Raw genomic sequence first — 16797 nt, 5'->3', positions numbered from 1 at the left:
CCGCCGCTGCAAAAATTAGAAAGCCCGGCATCGCTGCCGGGCTTTTTTCATGAGATCATCATGACAATCAGTTTGTCGGCGCGGGAGCCGCAGCAGGATCCGGAAGCGGTGCCGGGTTTGCCGACAGCGTCCGCAGATAAGCGATGAGATCGGCGCGTTCCGTCTCCTTCTTCACGCCCGCAAAGCCCATGGCCGTGCCGGGAACGTGTTTCTTGGGAGCTTCGAGGAAGAAGCTGAGATGATCGTAATCCCAATGCACGGAACCACCCTTGGAGAAATCCTTCATCCCTGCGGAGTAGCTGAAACCTTCATGGCTGGCGATCGGCCGGTTGACGATATCGAAGAGATTGGGGCCGACCTTGTTTGCACCACCACTCTCTCCGGTATGACAGCTCGTACACTTCTTGAAGACCGTCTCGCCCTTGGCGGCATCGGCGCTCGCAAGCAATTGCGCGATCGGCGTCGCCGCGGCAGCGGCTTCTCCGCCGGCTGCTTCGCCGCCACCCTCTGCCGCAGCGATGGCATAACCTTCCTTTTCGGGCGCAGGCGCATGGAAAATGCCCTCAGACGCAATCGACACCGACATCAGGACGAAAACCGTGCCAAGCAACGCCCCAACGCCCATATTTACATAAGAATTCATCTATATGCGCTCCCTCGCATCCGCTTGATATAACGGGCATCTTGAAATTGCTCGAAAGCTATGGCTTTTGCACAGCCTGCGCAACTTGAATAATGCTCCCCACACCGTGACGTTTTGACACTTTTCGGGCGGGATTTGAAGGGTGTCGGATGAAGAATCGGGATTTCGAGAAAGCTGTCGTCCTCATACCGGCGCGGATGGCATCCACGCGCCTGCCGGGCAAGCCGCTCGCCGACATCGGCGGCAAGCCGATGATCGTGCAGGTGGCGCTGCGCGCACGCGAGGCCGGCGCAGAGCGAATCGTTGTAGCCGTCGACGACGAACAGGTGTTTTCGGCCGTCAAAAATGCCGGTTTCGACGTGATGATGACGCGCGACGACCACCAATCCGGCTCGGATCGCATTTTCGAAGCGCTGCAAAAGGCCGACCCCTATGGCAAGGCGGAATATGTCATCAATGTCCAGGGCGATCTTCCGACCATCGAAGCGGAGACGATCCGCGCTTCGCTGCGTCCACTGGAAAATGCCGCCGTCGATATTGCGACACTGACGGTCGAAATCACCGACGAAGAAGAAAAAACCAATCCGAACGTGGTGAAAGTGGTGGGCAGTCCGCTTTCCGAGTCGCGATTGCGCGCGCTTTATTTTACCCGCACCACCGCCCCTTATGGCGATGGCCCGCTTTATCATCACATCGGACTTTATACCTATCGCCGCGCCGCGCTGGAGACATTCGTGAGCCTGCCGCCCTCGCCGCTAGAAAAACGCGAGCGGCTGGAGCAGCTGCGCGCGCTGGAAGCCAGCATGCGCATCGACGCCGAAATCGTCAGTTCCGTGCCGCTCGGGGTCGATACGCCGCACGATCTGGAAAAAGCCCGCAAAATTCTCGCAAGCAGAACCCTCTAACGGACAGTCCCATGACCTTGAGCACAAATCGCATTGCCTTCCAGGGCGAATTCGGCGCGAATTCCGATATGGCCTGCCGCGACATGTTCCCGGATATGGAGCCTTTGCCGTGCCCGACATTCGAGGATGCCTTCAACGCCATTGAAAACGGCGAAGCCGATCTCGGCATGATCCCGATTGAAAACACACTGGCCGGCCGCGTTGCGGATATTCATCACCTGTTGCCGGAATCGCGCCTGCACATCATCGGCGAATATTTCATGCCGATCCGCTTCCAGTTGATGGTGATGCCGGGCGTGAAGAAGGATGAGATCCGCACCGTCCACAGCCACATTCACGCGCTTGGCCAGTGCCGGAAAATCATCCGTTCGAACGGCTGGAAGCCCGTCATCGCCGGCGATACGGCGGGCTCCGCGAAACTGGTGTCCGAAAAGGGCGACCGCAGCATGGCGGCACTTGCGCCGCGCCTTGCCGCCAATCTCTACGGCCTCGATATTCTCGCTGAAAACGTCGAGGATTCGGAAAACAACGTCACGCGTTTCGTTGTGCTTTCCCGCGATGAAAACTGGGCCCAGCGTCAGTCGAGCGACGAAATCGTCGTCACCACCTTTGTCTTCAACGTCCGCAATATTCCGGCCGCGCTCTACAAGGCCATGGGCGGTTTTGCCACGAACGGCATCAACATGACGAAGCTCGAAAGCTACCAGCTCGGCGGCAAATTCGTGGCGACGCAGTTTTATGCCGATATCGAAGGCCACCCCGATGACGAGCCGGTGCGGCATGCGCTGGACGAGTTGCGCTTCTTCTCCGAAAAAGTTCGCATTCTCGGCGTCTACAAGGGCCATGCGATGCGTGGCAAGCTCAACCAGGGTTGAGCCTGCCGAACGCGATTATTTCGTCCATTCCACCCAATCGCGCATCAGCCGATGCGCGATGGCGCCGCCGGGAGGCGCGGAAAAGCCCTCGCCCGTTGCCGTTTCCAGCATCTTGGCGACTTCCGCCCGCGTGAACCAGCGGCAATCCTCCAGTTCGATCTCATCGCGGGCAATATCGAAAGACAGTGCCTCGGCATAACAGCCGATCATCAGCGTATGCGGCATCGGCCAGGGCTGCGACGCGTGATAACGCACACGACCGACTTCAACACCGGATTCCTCATGCGTTTCGCGGCGGACGGCCTGCTCGATGGTTTCCCCCGGCTCCACAAAACCGGCAAGGCACGAATACATGCCCGGTGCAAAATGCGCACCACGGCCAAGCAGACAAAGATCACGCTCTATATCGATCGTCATCATGATGACGACGGGATCGGTGCGGGGAAAAATCGTGTGGTTGCAGGAGGCGCAGATACGCTTGTAGCCGCCGATGCGCAGTTCCATGGTGCCGCCGCACTTTCCACAAAAGCGATTGTCGGCGTTCCAGTGGGTGAGACTGACGGCCTGGGCAACCTCGCTCAACAATTCCTCATCGAGAAGATGGTCGCGATAAAGGATGCGAGCGTCGGCGAGCTTGTAGTGGCTCGCCAGCTGATCCTCGGCAACGGCGACCGGCACCGCAATTCTCGGCTCGCCGGTTTCGCGATATCCGAGCAGCACGGCACTGTCGAAATCCGGCTGCAATTCAGCCAGCTCATAGGCGGAAAACAGGGGATCGATGACCTGCTCGTCATGCTTCAGGACAAGTCGGTTGCCCGAGAAAGCGAAAATATGGGTGCCATCGATCTTCAGCGCATCGGCGACGCACTCTTCCGACCGCTTTTCGGCGAAACGGTCGAGGGCGTTCTTGGAAAAGGCTGTCAGCAGGCTTGCTTCGGGATGGGGGGCAGTGGTTTCAAAAATTTTCATGGAAATCATCAGAGCGCGCCGGAGATTTTTTTCATCAAACTTTCCTTTTCGCCCGCGGCATAGGGCACAGGCGTTCCGTGACCCCAGATGGGACCCGGCCAGCAGGTGTCGCCTTCATTGCGGGCGATTATATGGACATGAAGCTGCCGGACGATATTGCCCAAAGCACCGACATTGATCTTGGTGGCTCCGGTGATTTCTTTCAAGGCAGAGGCGACGAGATTGGTCTCGAATGTCAGCACGGCCTGATCAAGCGGGGTGAGATCGAACAATTCACTGACGCCGTCTCGCTGCGGCACGAGCACCAGCCAGGGCCAGCGGTTGTCGTTTTGCAAACGCAGTTCACATAGTCCCAAACGCGTCACAAGCACGCTGTCGCGCGCCAGTCTGTCGTCCAGCCGGAATGTCTCCAAGGTGTCCTCCATGTTTGTTTTCATTGTGATAGCAGTTTTTTGAAGGCTTGGCTTGCATTTGCTTTCGATATTGCCGATATGTGGCCCCGGGAGGTTGGTGGTGGACGAGCCACTCGCCAACCGGGTCAGGTCCGGAAGGAAGCAGCCCTAACGAGCCCGGCACGGGTCGCCGTGCCAGCCTCCCACCTTTTTTAAAAGACGTGCTCAGCTTTCGCCGGGCCAGTTCAGCGCCCCAAGACAACTGGCAAAACAAACTGGCGAGGCAATGAGCGACACCGTACCCACCACATCAAGCGAATCCCAGGTCGGGACCGGCTACCGGGTACTGGCGCGCAAATATCGCCCCAAGGATTTTTCCGATCTGATGGTCGGCCAGGAGCCGATGGTCCGCACGCTGACCAACGCGTTTGAGACCGGCCGTATCGCGCAGGCCTATATGCTGACCGGCGTTCGCGGCGTGGGCAAGACGACCACGGCCCGCATTCTCGCCCGCGCGCTGAATTACAAGACCGACACCATCGACAAGCCAACCATCGACCTGCGTATCCCCGGCGAACATTGCCAGGCGATCATGGAAGGCCGGCATGTCGACGTGATCGAGATGGATGCCGCCTCCCATACCGGTATCGACGATATTCGCGAGATCATCGAACAGGTGCGTTACCGCCCGGTTTCGGCGCGCTACAAGGTCTATATCATCGACGAAGTGCACATGCTGTCGACGCAGGCTTTCAACGGTCTTTTGAAGACCTTGGAAGAGCCGCCAGAGCATGTGAAATTCATCTTCGCGACTACCGAAATCCGCAAGGTTCCGATCACCGTTCTGTCTCGTTGCCAGCGCTTCGATCTGCGTCGCATCAGCGCCGCCGATCTGGTCGGCCTGTTCACCGCCATTGCCGGCAAGGAAGGTTTCGAAGCCGATCCGCAGGCACTGTCGATGATCGCCCGCGCTGCCGAAGGTTCCGCCCGTGACGGCCTTTCGCTGCTCGATCAGGCGATTGCCCATGGCAGTGGGCGTGTGGAAGCGGAAGCCGTGCGCGGCATGCTCGGTCTTGCCGACCGTGCACGTATCGTCGATCTCTTTCAGCATGTCGTCAAAGGCGATGTCGCGGCCGCCCTTTCGGAATTCAACGGGCAATATGAGGCGGGCGCAAACCCCGTTGTCGTATTGAACGATCTTGCCGATTTCACCCATCTCGTCACCCGCATGAAATATGTGCCTGACGCGGCGGAAGACCCCTCGCTTTCCGAGATCGAGCGCGTGCGCGGCGCGGAATTTGCCGAGACGATTGCGGTAACCGCGCTTTCGCGCATCTGGCAGATGCTGCTGAAGGGCATTCCGGAAACGGAAAATGCCTCGCGCCCGGCCGGTGCGGCCGAAATGGTGCTGATCCGGCTTTCGCACGCCGCCAATCTGCCCGCACCTGAAGATGCCGCGCGGCGCTTGGCGGAGCTTTCGAACGGTGACGGCGGTTACGCCAATGGCGGACCTTCGGGCGGCGGCAATGGCGGCGGTGCGCGCGCCTATTCGTCAGGACAGGCCGTGGCCGCGGGAAGACCTGTCGATCTTCCCGCCCAGCGCCAGACGACACCGCAGACCTCCGCCGTGCTGCGCGCCGTTCCGGACAGCCGCCCGCAGGAGATGCAGGTCGCGGCACCGAAAACCGAAGAGCGGCCGGAGCCGAAGGTTCCCGTCAATTCGGTGCAGGATATTGCCGATCTCTGCCAGAAGAACCGCGATCCCGTCATGCGGGCGAAGGTGCGAAACTTTGTGCGGATGGTGCGGCTGGAGCCCGGCCGGCTTGATATGCGCCTCGGCGAAGGCGCGCCGGGCTCTCTGCCGGGTGAACTTGGCGTGAAGCTCAAGGAATGGACCGGTATCCACTGGATCGTCAGCCTCAGCAAGGAACAGGGCGAGCCGACCCTTGTTGAAGCGGAAAGCAATGCCCGGGATGCCCGTCTTGTCGATGCGCGTCAGGATCCTGACGTTGCCGCCATTCTGGCGCAGTTTCCCGGCGCAAAAATCACCGACGTGCGCATCCGCGCCGCCGCACAGGATGAGGCGGAAGAAATCGCACCGCCATCGGTTGCCGAATCGAGCGAAGGCGACATCCTTCCCGGCGACGACATCGAGTTTTAAACAAAAAGAACAGGAGATTGGCACATGCGTGACATCATGGGCATGATGGGCAAGGTCAAGGAAATGCAGTCCAAGATGGAGAAGGTGCAGGAAGAAATCGCCGCCCTTGAAGTCGAAGGCAGGGCCGGTGGCGGCCTGGTGACCGTCATTCTCAATGGCAAGGGCGAAATGCGCGGCCTGAAAATCGATCCTTCGCTGTTCAAGGAAGACGAGGTTGAAATCCTCGAAGACCTGATCGTGGCTGCCCACAAGGACGCCAAGGAAAAGGGCGAAGCACAGGCGCAGGAAAAGATGGCCGGCCTGACCGCGGGTCTGCCGCTGCCGCCCGGCATGAAATTCCCGTTCTGATATAATCCGGCCGAAGAGGATGGCGTGATGCACGCCGTCCTCGCGGCAAGACAAGGTCTAGGCTTCCAGCATCGCGCGGAACCGGCTTGCAAGCGGCGTTTCGAGATAGGCCCTGCGTTCGGCCATGTCGAGCTGCATGGGGCGGAAGCGCTGCAGAATAGTCGGTATGGCCAGTTTCGTTCCCTGATAGGGTTCGAAGGCGATATCCTCCCCGGCGGCGAGCATTCCGCCTTTCAACACCCGGCAATAAAAACCCGGCTGGCCCGCCTGCCGGAAACGCGGTGCGAAATCGGCGTCGCCGATGCGGGCCGACAGGGTGGCGCAGGGAATGCGGGCGGCGGTCACCTCCAGCACGACTTCGTGGGCCGAGAACCTGTCGCCGACATGGAGTTTTGCGCTGTCGACGCCATCCAGAACAAGGTTTTCGCCGAAAAACCCGGCTTCGACGACAAAGCCCAGAGAGCGCGACCAGAAATCGAGATCGACGGACCCCATGACGTAAATCGCCTGATCCGGCCCGCCATGATGTTTGCGATTGCAGACGGCGTCGCTGACGATACCTTCCGCGTCAACCATGACCGGGCCCTGCACGGCATGTTTGAAGATGCCCGTCTTCGCCGTCTTTCCCGGCAGGCTTTTTGCCTCGCCCCGGCATACCGCCCTGATTTTCATGGACTGCCCTTTGCGCTTCATGATTCCCGTTTCCCGATTTATGCAGTAGAAAGCGCTCATGGCAAAACGAGTCACCGGTCCCGAAATTGAAAAACTGATCCAGCTTCTGGCAAAAGTGCCGGGGCTTGGGCCCCGCTCTGCGCGGCGGGCGGCGTTGCATCTCATCAAGAAGAAGGAACAGCTTCTCGGGCCGTTGGGCCATGCGATGGGCGAGGCCTATGACAAGGTGAAGATCTGCTCCTGCTGCGGCAATGTCGATACGATCGATCCCTGCACCGTCTGCACCGACGACCGGCGCGACCAGTCGGTCATCATCGTGGTGGAAGACGTGTCGGATCTTTGGGCGCTGGAGCGGACGGGCGCGATGAACACCGCCTATCACGTTCTCGGCGGCACGCTGTCGCCGCTCGACGGCGTCGGGCCGGAGGATTTGAATATCAAGGGCCTGATCGACCGTGTCAGCGCCGGCGGCATTCGCGAACTTATCATCGCCGTCAATGCGACGGTGGAGGGGCAGGCAACCGCCCACTACATCACCGACCGCCTTTCCGGTCTCGACATCAATATCACCCGGCTTGCGCATGGCGTGCCGGTGGGCGGTGAACTCGATTATCTCGACGAGGGTACATTGACGGCGGCGCTTCGGGCGCGCACGACGATCTGAAGCCTCCCCCCCCCGTCATTCAAAGAGGAGACCGAATGCGAAACCATTTTGTCCCGAAGGCACTGGCTGCACTTCTTTCCGTTTTTTCAGCGGCGACGGCTTTTGCGCAGTCGGTACCGACAGGTGCAGCCGCAGCCCGATACGACGCCGAATTTAACGTCTGGCTGAAAAAGGAAATCTGGCCGGAAGCCCGTAAAGCCGGCATATCGCAGAAAACGCTTGAAGCCACCCTCAGCGGTCTGTCCATTAGCTGGAACCTGCCCGATCTCGTCATTCCCGGCCAGAAGCCACCGAAGGAGCAGAGCCAGAGTCAGGCGGAATTCTCCTCGCCGGGCGCCTATTTCTCCGAAAAGCGGCTGCAGGGGCTGGCCGGCACCGGCCGCTCGCTTGCCGCCACCCACGCCGCGACGCTGCGCAGGATCGAGACGAAATACGGCGTGCCCGGCGATATCGTCGTTGCGATATGGGGCCGCGAATCCGGTTTCGGCCGGGCAAAACTGCCGCATTCGGTGGTCGATGTGCTGGCAACGAAAGCCTATATGTCGACCCGCAAGGAGATGTTCCGCGCCGAGCTGATCGATGCGCTGAAGATCGTTGAAAGCGGCGATATCGCAGCCTCGCGCATGATGGGCTCCTGGGCCGGCGCGCTCGGCCAGCCGCAATTCATGCCGTCGAGCTATCTCAAATATGCCGTGGACTTCGATGGCGACGGCCATCGCGATATCTGGAATTCCGTACCGGATGCGCTGGCATCCATAGCGAACTATCTTTCCCAGCGCGGCTGGCAGCGCAATCGCGACTGGGGTTTCGAAGTGTCGATCCCCGCCAATGTCTCCTGCGCGCAGGAAGGCCCTGATCTTGCCCGGCCGGTGGCCGACTGGGCGAAGATGGGCATCACCCGCATTTCCGGAAAAGCTTTCCCGTCCAATGACCTATCCGCCGATGGCATGATGCTGGTGCCGGCCGGACGGCACGGACCAGAATTCGTGGTGACGCCGAATTTCTACGTCATCAAGGAATATAATAATTCCGATCTCTATGCGCTGTTCATCGGCAATCTCGCCGACCGCATCACCCATGGGGCCGGCCCGTTCAAGGGTGAATGGGGCAATGTCCGATCGATGCTGCGCTCGGATGTTCTCGCCATGCAGAAGGCGCTGGTGGCCAAAGGTTACGATGTCGGCAAGGCAGATGGGCTGGCCGGTTTCAAGACGCGGCGGTCGCTGGGCGACTGGCAGGCGAAAAACGGCCTCGCTCCGACCTGCTTTCCCGATGCGACGCTGAAGGCGAAGCTGAGATAATCCGCTTTTAGCCCTCGCCTCTCAATGCTGGTCGGTATGGGGCTTGTGGAAGATATCGTCGGTCGGCGGAATGGTCTGCCGCTCGATCATCCGGTGCACGCGCGGCCTTGTCTTGCCGCGGTGAAGCTCGAGCAGCCGATCCCAGGCTTCCGCATCCGCTTGGGTGCGGCGGTGGTTATGGCGGACATATTCCACCCAGGTCGGCACATGGTAGCTTTCGGTCCAGATGTCGGGGTTCTCCAGATCGCGCATCAGGTTCCAGTTGCGGGCACCGTCCCGGATGCGGATACGGCGACGCTCGGCCATCAGCGGCAGGAATTCGCCGAGGTCCTCATCATGGATTTCATAGTCGATGAGGATAGCGATGGGGCCGCTGCGCGGCTTGATATCCAACCTCAGCGGCGGTTCCACGAAACGGTTGAGCGGATCGAGATTGAGCGAAGCGAAGGCTGGCATGGCGAGCTTGAGGCCGACGATGACACCGAGCAGCATCAGCGCGCACGAACAGAGCAGCGAATAGGAAATGCCATAGTCTTCCGCCAGCTCGCCCCACAGCCAGCTACCGACCGCAATGCCGCCGAAGGTGAGCGTCTGGTAGAGCGAGAGCGCCCGGCCAACCACCCAGCGCGGGGTGGAGAGCTGGACGATGGTGTTGAAGAGCGATAGCGCCAGAACCCAGCAGGCGCCGGCAACGGTCAGCACCAGCGAAGTGACGATCGCACTCGTGCTCACCGCCGTTACGCCAGCGCTGAAGGCGAAGCCTAGAAATGCAACGCGCACGATCCATTCGCTGGACAGGACCTCGCGCAATCTGGCGCTGATCAGCGCACCGCCAATGGCGCCGACACCGAAGGCGCCCAGCATGACGCCGTAGGTCAGAGGGCCGCCTTCGACCAGATCGCGGGCGACGATGGGCATCAAAGCGAGGATGGCGCTGGCGGAAAGGCCGAAAAGGAAGCCGCGCACCAGCACCTTGCCGATGTTGGGCGACATTGCCACATAACGCATGCCGGCCGAAATGGCGGCCAGAAGCTGCTCGCGCGGCAGGGTCGAGGCATATTTGGGCGGCTGCCAGCGAAACAGGGCGTAGATCAGCGTGAAATAGCTCAGCGCATTCACGAAAAACGCGGCAGCGGCGCCGGCGGCAGCAACGATGATGCCGCCGATTGCCGGGCCAACGCTGCGGGTGATGTTGAAGCCAACGCTGTTCAGCGTCACGGCGGCCGGCAAATCCTCGCGCGGCACCATTTCGCCGACGGAGGCCTGCCAGGACGGGTTGTTGAGCGCCGTGCCGCAGCCGATCATGAAGGTGAAGAAGAGCAGAAGCCACGGCGTGAGCCAGCCGGACCAGGCAAAAACCGTCAGCAGCACGGAGGCCGTCAGCATCAAAAGCTGCGCCGAAATCATGATGCGGCGGCGGTCGAAACTATCTGCCAGCGCCCCCGAAATCAGCGAGAACAGCATGATCGGCAAAGAGGTGGAGGCCTGCACCAGCGCGATCATGTTTTCAGAACTGGAGAGCGACGTCATCATCCATGCGGCGCCCACCGCCTGGATCAATCCGCCGAAATTCGAGGCAAGGCTGGCGATCCAGATTCGTCTGTAAGTCAAATGCCTTAAAGGCGCGAGTGGCGATTTACGGTCAGGCACGCTCTGTCCACTTGATGCAACTGCGATTTGTCAAACGGCAACTATAGACAGTGCCGGCAATCATGCCAGCCTTTCCGACATGGTAAGGGTGAAAATGTGGCCGAGCCGTCACTGAAACGCAGACGCCCGCGAAAACCTTGCAATCCTGCCCCGATGGGTCTATATGAGCCCTGAAATTCTTGATCGCTTGATGAAGAGTGGGGCCGCAAGGCTCCGCTCTTTTTCGTTAGGCGAACCGGAAACCACGGGCAGAAGGCCCGGTGAACATCAAAGACCGGAAGGCCAGATGGCAGACACCGCACATGAACCGCGACTGATAACCGAAACGGGCATCGACCAGCGTATCGCCGAGATCATCGAGCCTGTTTTGACGGGCATGGGATATCTTCTGGTGCGCGTGCGGCTCTCCAACCAGAACGGCATGACGCTTCAGATCATGGCCGAGCGCGAAGACGGCACCATGACCGTCGAGGACTGTGAAGCCGTCTCCATGGCGATTTCACCGGTTCTTGATGTGGAAGATCCGGTCGATAAAGCGTATCATCTCGAAGTTTCCTCGCCCGGCATCGACCGGCCGATGGTTCGCAAATCGGATTTCACCCGCTGGCAGGGTCATCTGGTGAAGGTCGAAACCTCCATTCTGGTCGAGAACCGCAAGCGGTTTCGCGGCAAGATCGTCGAGGTCAATGCGGACGGCTTCAAGCTGGAACGCGACCAGATCGCCTATGGCGAGGAACCGACAGTCATCATTCCGTTCAGCGCGCTTTCGGATGCGAAGCTCATTCTGACGGACGATCTTATTCGTGATGCGCTGCGGGCAGACAAGGCGGCCAAGGCCGCCGCCGCAAACCAGAACGACGAAAACGAAGCAGACGAAGACTAATTCCAACGTAAAGCCCGGAAACAAGGGCGAACCCCGCAATCATGCGACTTACGGAGATAGAAAAATGGCAGTGAGTGCTAACCGGCTTGAGCTTCTGCAGATCGCCGATGCTGTGGCGCGCGAAAAGGTCATCGACCGCGAAATCGTGCTTGCCGCAATGGCCGACGCTATCCAGAAAGCCGCCCGCTCGCGCTATGGTTCGGAAACCAACATCCGCGCCGACATCAACTCCAAGACCGGCGAAATCCGCCTGCAGCGTCTTCTGGAAGTTGTCGAGGCCGCTGAGGATTATTCGACCCAGATCCCGCTGGAGCTGGCCCGCGACCGCAACCCGGACGCCAAGCTCGGCGACTTCATTGCCGATCCGCTGCCGCCGATGGATTTCGGCCGTATCGCCGCCCAGTCCGCCAAGCAGGTCATCGTGCAGAAGGTGCGCGAAGCCGAGCGTGACCGCCAGTATGACGAGTTCAAGGACCGCATCGGCGAAATCGTCAACGGCACCGTCAAGCGCGTCGAATATGGCAACGTCATCGTCGATCTCGGCCGTGGCGAAGGCATCATCCGTCGTGACGAAATGATCCCGCGGGAAAACATGCGTTACGGCGACCGTGTACGCGCTTACGTCTACGACGTTCGCCGCGAACAGCGTGGCCCGCAGATTTTCCTGTCGCGTACCCATCCGCAGTTCATGGTGAAGCTCTTCACCATGGAAGTTCCGGAAATCTACGACGGCATCATCCAGATCAAGTCGGTTGCCCGTGACCCGGGTTCGCGCGCCAAGATCGCCGTCATCTCGAACGACTCGTCGATCGATCCGGTCGGCGCCTGCGTCGGTATGCGCGGTTCGCGCGTTCAGGCCGTCGTCGGCGAATTGCAGGGCGAAAAGATCGACATCATCCCATGGAGCCAGGAGCCGGCCTCCTTCATCGTCAACGCCCTGCAGCCGGCGGAAGTCGCCAAGGTCGTTCTGGATGAAGAATCCGAGCGCATCGAAGTGGTGGTTCCGGACGAGCAGCTGTCGCTCGCCATCGGCCGCCGCGGCCAGAACGTGCGTCTGGCATCGCAGCTGACCGGCTGGGATATCGACATCATGACCGAGCAGGAAGAATCCGAGCGCCGCCAGAAGGAATTCAACGAGCGCACGGCCCTGTTCATGGAAGCCCTCGACGTCGACGAAATGGTCGGTCAGGTTCTGGCCTCCGAAGGTTTCGCGCAGGTCGAAGAACTGGCCTATGTCGATCTCGACGAAATTTCCTCGATCGACGGTTTCGATGAAGACACCGCCGATGAAATCCAGACCCGTGCCCGCGAATATCTGGAGCGCCTGGAAGCCGAAATGGACGCCAAGCGCAAGGAGCTCGGCGTTTCCGACGAGCTGCGCCAGATTGACGGTCTGACCTCGCAGATGATGGTGGCGCTGGGTGAAGACGGCATCAAGACCATTGAGGATTTTGCCGGCTGTGCAGCGGACGATCTGGTCGGCTGGAGCGAGCGCAAGGATGGCGAGACGAAGAAGTTCGAAGGCATCTTCTCCAAGCTCGATGTTTCACGCGTCGAGGCCGAGAACATGGTGGTACAGGCCCGTCTTCTGGCAGGCTGGATCACCGCCGAGGAGCTTGCTTCCGCTGAGGAAGCCGATCCTGAGGCTGCCGAGGAGGCGGATACCGCCGAACAGGAATGATATCGCAGGCGCATGAGCCGGATGAGCTGCCCGAAACGGATGACGACGGGCGGCTCAAGGGCGACGTCAATGGACGTATGTGCATTGTGACACGGCAAAGCGGATCGCCCGATGAGCTGATCCGCTTCGTCGCAGGGCCGGACGGCAGCGTCGTTCCGGATCTGAAACGCCAATTGCCGGGGCGCGGCTGCTGGGTAACACCCGAGCGCGCCCTGATCGAGAAAGCCATCGCGAAGAAGCTCTTCGCACGGGCTCTCAAACGCGACGTCAAGGCCGGGCCGGAGCTTCTTGCTCTTCTCGACCGGCTGATGGCGCAGCAGCTTGCAGGCATGATGAACATGGCGCGCAAGGCGGGCCAGTTCATCAGCGGCGCGATGAAAGTCGACGCCGCCGTCCGTTCGGGGAATGCGATTGCCGTGTTCCACGCGACCGATGCTGCGGCAGACGGCGTGAGAAAACTGGACCAGGCCCGCAAGGCCTGGGCGCTCGGCAGCGATGCCGGCAACGAAATTCCGTCCTTCCGGCTCTTCAGCGGCGCCGAAATGGACGAGTTGATGGGCCAGAATGCTTTTATCCATGCCTGCGCGCTTGCAGGGCAGGCGGGTGAGGGTGTAGTGAAGCGCGCAACGATGCTTGAGCAGTACCGTCTTGGCGGTCGATCTCAGGCGGAACGCGACGCTGCCCGGACAGAACAATGACGCGGTTGCCCGACATGAACGGTCGCCGCGTTCCGATGCAGCAATTGAACGACGAGACCTGATGAACGTCATCCGGTTCTCGTCCGAAGGAACGGGAACGGAATGACCGACAACAACGACGACAAGACACTTAACGCACCTGCCAAGAAGACTCTCACCCTCAAGCCGGGCGGGATGAATCAGGGCACCGTGCGGCAGGATATGGGTCGAGGTCGCACGAACGCGGTTGTCGTGGAAACACGCAAGCGCCGCCCCATGCGTCCTGAAGACGAGAAGCAGGTTCATTCGGTTGCAGCGCCCGCTCCGAAGCCGGCCGCCCCTGCCCCCGCGGCAGCACCGCGTCCGCAGGCACCGCAGCAGCGCATCCACCAGCCCAGCGGCCAGCAGCAGCGTCCGGGTTCCTCCCAGCCGCAGCAGCGTCCCGGCTCGTCCGCACCGCAGCAGCGCCAGCCTGAGCGTCCGCGCGGCAACGTCCTGCACGACCTGTCCGCAGGCGAGATGGAAGCCCGCCGCCGCGCACTGATGGAAGCACAGGCCCGCGACGTGATCGAAGCCAAGCAGCGTGCTGAAGACGAAGCGCGCCGCAAGGTGGAAGAAGAGCGCCGCATCGCGGCCGAAAAGGAAGAGGCCGCACGCCGCGCCGCCGAAGAGGCCGCTGCCGCCAAGGTGGCCGCAAGCCAGCCCGCCGTGGAAGCAAAGCCGGAACCGGTCGATGAAAAGCCGGCCGCTGCCGCTCAGCCGGCGCTGCGCGCCGAGGCTCGTCCTCAGCCCGCCGCTGCCGCCCCTGCTCGCGCAACTCCCGAAACCGCCGCTCCGCGCGGACGCCGTACCGATGGCGACGACGAGGACGACCGCGGTGCACGCCGTGGCAACCTGCCGGTCCGTGGCAAGGTCGCCGCGCCTGCGCCTGCGAAGCCCGCAGCCCGCCTGAAGACAGAAGAAGAACGCCGTCGCGGCAAGCTGACCGTCACCTCGTCCAACCTCGATGAAGACGGCACGCCGCGCGGACGCTCCATGGCATCCATGCGCCGCCGACAGGAAAAATTCCGCCGCAGCCAGATGCAAGAGACCCGTGAAAAGGTCATGCGCGAAGTGATCCTGCCGGAAACCATCACCATTCAGGAACTGTCGCAGCGCATGTCCGAACGCGCCGTCGACGTCATCAAGTTCCTGATGAAGGAAGGCCAGATGATGAAGCCGGGCGACGTGATCGACGCCGATCTGGCGGAACTGATCGCCGTCGAATTCGGCCACACCGTCAAGCGCGTTTCTGAATCCGACGTGGAAGAAGGCATCTTCAACCAGGCAGACGACGAGGGCGAAATGCTGCCGCGCCCGCCGGTTGTCACGATCATGGGCCACGTCGACCACGGCAAGACCTCGCTGCTTGACGCCATTCGTCAGGCGAATGTGGTCGCAGGCGAAGCCGGTGGCATCACCCAGCATATCGGTGCCTATCAGGTCGAGAAGAACGGCCAGAAGATCACCTTCATCGACACCCCCGGCCACGCCGCCTTCACGGCCATGCGTGCCCGCGGTGCGCAGGCGACGGATATCGCCGTTCTGGTGGTCGCCGCTGACGACAGCGTGATGCCGCAGACGATCGAGTCCATTAATCATGCCAAGGCGGCCGGTGTTCCGATCGTCGTTGCGATCAACAAGATCGACAAGCACGAGGCAAACCCGGAAAAGGTTCGCCAGCAGCTCCTGCAGCACGAAGTGTTCGTGGAATCCATGGGCGGTGAAGTGCTTGACGTGGAAGTCTCCGCCAAGAAGCAGCTCGGTCTCGACAAACTGCTTGAAGCGATCCTGCTGCAGGCTGAAATTCTCGACCTCAAGGCAGATCCGAACCGTACCGCAGAAGGTACCGTCATCGAAGCGGAACTCGACCGCGGCCGTGGTGCCGTCGCGACAGTTCTCGTGCAGAAGGGTACGCTGAAGCCTGGTCAGATCATCGTGGCCGGCGACCAGTGGGGCCGCGTTCGCGCCCTCGTCAACGACAAGGGTGAACACGTCAAGGAAGCCGGTCCGGCCATGCCTGTCGAGATTCTCGGTCTTTCCGGCACGCCATCTGCCGGTGACCGTTTCGCGGTTGTCGAAAACGAAAGCCGCGCTCGCGAGATTTCCGAGTACCGCCAGCGTCTGGCACGTGACAAGGCTGTCGCACGTCAGACCGGCCAGCGCGGTTCGCTGGAACAGATGATGAGCCAGCTGCAGACTTCGGGAATGAAGGAATTCCCGCTGGTCATCAAGGCAGACGTGCAGGGTTCGGTCGAAGCCATTATCGCTTCGCTCGACAAGCTCGGCACCGACGAAGTCCGCGCTCGTATCGTTCACTCGGGCGCTGGCGCCATCACGGAATCGGATATCTCGCTTGCCGAGGCATCCAACGCCGCGATCATCGGCTTCAACGTTCGCGCCAACGCACAGGCACGTACGGCTTCCGAACGCGCCGGCATCGAGATCCGCTACTACAACATCATCTACGATCTGGTGGATGACGTGAAGGCAGCGATGTCGGGCCTGCTTTCGCCGGAGCGTCGCGAGACCTTCCTCGGCAACGCGGAAATCCTCGAGGTGTTCAACATCACCAAGGTCGGCAAGGTCGCGGGTTGCCGCGTCGTCGAAGGCAAGGTGGAACGTGGTGCGGGTGTGCGTCTGGTACGCGACAACGTCGTCATCCACGAAGGCAAGCTCAAGACACTCAAGCGCTTCAAGGACGAAGTGGCAGAAGTACCGGTCGGTCAGGAATGCGGTATGGCCTTCGAAAACTACGAAGACATCCGCGCCGGCGACACCATCGAGTGCTTCCGCGTCGAACACATCACGAGAACGCTCTAAAGCATTCCCAGGAAAATTGGACCCCGGTTTTCCGTCCGGAAATGCGATTAGAACAAAGAGCGTTCTCGCCGCAAAACAGGAATTTACTGTCGGGCGCCGGCTTACCGGCGCTCG

At 60.8% G+C, this 16797-nt stretch carries 15 protein-coding genes and 1 other RNA gene; 11 read left to right on the top strand and 5 right to left on the bottom strand.

Annotated elements, in window-relative coordinates:
* Nucleotides 1–67: 67 nt before the first annotated feature.
* Entirely contained in the window at nt 68–643 is a 576-nt protein-coding gene (locus FGF54_RS13900) for a cytochrome c family protein (RefSeq protein ID WP_059758943.1), read from the bottom strand.
* 149 nt (nt 644–792) lie between these two features.
* On the opposite strand from FGF54_RS13900, the gene FGF54_RS13895 reads away from it, so the two are divergent.
* A complete protein-coding gene (locus tag FGF54_RS13895; RefSeq protein WP_142779971.1) occupies nt 793–1548 on the top strand; it encodes a 3-deoxy-manno-octulosonate cytidylyltransferase in 756 nt (251 codons plus the stop codon).
* Nucleotides 1549–1559: 11 nt separating this feature from the next.
* Nucleotides 1560–2423 (top strand): prephenate dehydratase, encoded by an 864-nt coding sequence (locus FGF54_RS13890; protein WP_142779970.1) that lies wholly within the window; start codon nt 1560–1562, stop codon nt 2421–2423.
* A gap of 15 nt (nt 2424–2438) precedes the next feature.
* On the opposite strand, the gene nudC is transcribed toward FGF54_RS13890, so the two are convergent.
* Together nudC and FGF54_RS13880 are read right to left on the bottom strand one after the other, a co-directional pair.
* Complete coding sequence (nudC, locus tag FGF54_RS13885; RefSeq protein WP_142779969.1) at nt 2439–3401, bottom strand: NAD(+) diphosphatase; 963 nt, start codon at nt 3399–3401, stop codon at nt 2439–2441.
* A complete protein-coding gene (locus FGF54_RS13880; protein ID WP_065654787.1) occupies nt 3401–3829 on the bottom strand; it encodes an HIT domain-containing protein in 429 nt (142 codons plus the stop codon). The genes nudC and FGF54_RS13880 overlap by 1 nt, the downstream gene beginning before the upstream one ends.
* A 65-nt stretch (nt 3830–3894) precedes the next feature.
* On the opposite strand from FGF54_RS13880, the gene ffs reads away from it, so the two are divergent.
* The 3 genes from ffs to FGF54_RS13865 all read left to right on the top strand — a co-directional run bounded on the left by ffs (nt 3895) and on the right by FGF54_RS13865 (nt 6293).
* Nucleotides 3895–3991, top strand: an RNA gene (ffs, locus tag FGF54_RS13875) — signal recognition particle sRNA small type.
* Nucleotides 3992–4070: 79 nt separating this feature from the next.
* Nucleotides 4071–5945, top strand: coding sequence for a DNA polymerase III subunit gamma/tau (locus FGF54_RS13870; protein ID WP_142779968.1), 1875 nt, complete (start codon nt 4071–4073; stop codon nt 5943–5945).
* Nucleotides 5946–5969: 24 nt separating this feature from the next.
* A complete protein-coding gene (locus FGF54_RS13865) occupies nt 5970–6293 on the top strand; it encodes a YbaB/EbfC family nucleoid-associated protein (RefSeq protein ID WP_003507179.1) in 324 nt (107 codons plus the stop codon).
* 57 nt (nt 6294–6350) lie between these two features.
* Here FGF54_RS13865 and FGF54_RS13860 read toward each other — a convergent pair whose 3' ends face one another.
* The gene (locus FGF54_RS13860) at nt 6351–6986 is read right to left on the bottom strand and encodes an MOSC domain-containing protein (RefSeq protein ID WP_168208100.1); all 636 of its coding nucleotides are present in this window, start codon (nt 6984–6986) and stop codon (nt 6351–6353) included.
* 37 nt (nt 6987–7023) lie between these two features.
* Between FGF54_RS13860 and recR the strand changes: the two genes are divergently transcribed.
* Both recR and FGF54_RS13850 read left to right on the top strand, forming a co-directional pair.
* On the top strand, nt 7024–7629 hold the full coding sequence (recR, locus tag FGF54_RS13855; RefSeq protein WP_142779967.1) for a recombination mediator RecR: 606 nt from the start codon (nt 7024–7026) through the stop codon (nt 7627–7629).
* Nucleotides 7630–7664: 35 nt separating this feature from the next.
* Nucleotides 7665–8930 carry a lytic murein transglycosylase gene (locus FGF54_RS13850; RefSeq protein WP_142779966.1) on the top strand — a complete coding sequence of 422 codons (1266 nt, stop codon included), beginning with the start codon at nt 7665–7667 and terminating at the stop codon, nt 8928–8930.
* A 21-nt stretch (nt 8931–8951) separates the two neighbouring features.
* Here FGF54_RS13850 and FGF54_RS13845 read toward each other — a convergent pair whose 3' ends face one another.
* Nucleotides 8952–10580, bottom strand: a complete 1629-nt coding sequence (locus FGF54_RS13845; protein ID WP_142779965.1) for an MFS transporter — start codon at nt 10578–10580, stop codon at nt 8952–8954.
* 286 nt (nt 10581–10866) lie between these two features.
* On the opposite strand from FGF54_RS13845, the gene rimP reads away from it, so the two are divergent.
* From rimP to infB, 4 genes are all read left to right on the top strand, one after another.
* Nucleotides 10867–11463, top strand: coding sequence for a ribosome maturation factor RimP (gene rimP / locus FGF54_RS13840; protein WP_059758925.1), 597 nt, complete (start codon nt 10867–10869; stop codon nt 11461–11463).
* A 64-nt stretch (nt 11464–11527) separates the two neighbouring features.
* Nucleotides 11528–13144, top strand: a complete 1617-nt coding sequence (gene nusA / locus FGF54_RS13835) for a transcription termination factor NusA (RefSeq protein ID WP_059758923.1) — start codon at nt 11528–11530, stop codon at nt 13142–13144.
* Complete coding sequence (locus FGF54_RS13830; protein WP_059758920.1) at nt 13141–13842, top strand: RNA-binding protein; 702 nt, start codon at nt 13141–13143, stop codon at nt 13840–13842. Before nusA ends, FGF54_RS13830 begins: the two co-directional genes overlap by 4 nt.
* 102 nt (nt 13843–13944) lie before the next feature.
* Complete coding sequence (gene infB, locus FGF54_RS13825) at nt 13945–16683, top strand: translation initiation factor IF-2 (RefSeq protein WP_142779964.1); 2739 nt, start codon at nt 13945–13947, stop codon at nt 16681–16683.
* Nucleotides 16684–16797: the final 114 nt, after the last annotated feature.

This window comes from Agrobacterium sp. T29, assembly GCF_006970545.1.
Lineage (GTDB): Bacteria > Pseudomonadota > Alphaproteobacteria > Rhizobiales > Rhizobiaceae > Agrobacterium > Agrobacterium leguminum.
The sequence above is the reverse complement of the archived record's forward strand: the minus strand, read 5'-3'. Positions and strand labels throughout refer to the sequence as shown.

Coding starts and splice junctions, on each gene's coding strand:
- FGF54_RS13900 (WP_059758943.1), bottom strand. CDS start 643: ATGAATTCTTATGTAAATATGGGCGTTGGGGCGTTGCTTGGCACGGTT.
- FGF54_RS13895 (WP_142779971.1), top strand. CDS start 793: ATGAAGAATCGGGATTTCGAGAAAGCTGTCGTCCTCATACCGGCGCGG.
- FGF54_RS13890 (WP_142779970.1), top strand. CDS start 1,560: ATGACCTTGAGCACAAATCGCATTGCCTTCCAGGGCGAATTCGGCGCG.
- nudC (WP_142779969.1), bottom strand. CDS start 3,401: ATGATTTCCATGAAAATTTTTGAAACCACTGCCCCCCATCCCGAAGCA.
- FGF54_RS13880 (WP_065654787.1), bottom strand. CDS start 3,829: ATGAAAACAAACATGGAGGACACCTTGGAGACATTCCGGCTGGACGAC.
- FGF54_RS13870 (WP_142779968.1), top strand. CDS start 4,071: ATGAGCGACACCGTACCCACCACATCAAGCGAATCCCAGGTCGGGACC.
- FGF54_RS13865 (WP_003507179.1), top strand. CDS start 5,970: ATGCGTGACATCATGGGCATGATGGGCAAGGTCAAGGAAATGCAGTCC.
- FGF54_RS13860 (WP_168208100.1), bottom strand. CDS start 6,986: ATGAAGCGCAAAGGGCAGTCCATGAAAATCAGGGCGGTATGCCGGGGC.
- recR (WP_142779967.1), top strand. CDS start 7,024: ATGGCAAAACGAGTCACCGGTCCCGAAATTGAAAAACTGATCCAGCTT.
- FGF54_RS13850 (WP_142779966.1), top strand. CDS start 7,665: ATGCGAAACCATTTTGTCCCGAAGGCACTGGCTGCACTTCTTTCCGTT.
- rimP (WP_059758925.1), top strand. CDS start 10,867: ATGGCAGACACCGCACATGAACCGCGACTGATAACCGAAACGGGCATC.
- nusA (WP_059758923.1), top strand. CDS start 11,528: ATGGCAGTGAGTGCTAACCGGCTTGAGCTTCTGCAGATCGCCGATGCT.
- FGF54_RS13830 (WP_059758920.1), top strand. CDS start 13,141: ATGATATCGCAGGCGCATGAGCCGGATGAGCTGCCCGAAACGGATGAC.
- infB (WP_142779964.1), top strand. CDS start 13,945: ATGACCGACAACAACGACGACAAGACACTTAACGCACCTGCCAAGAAG.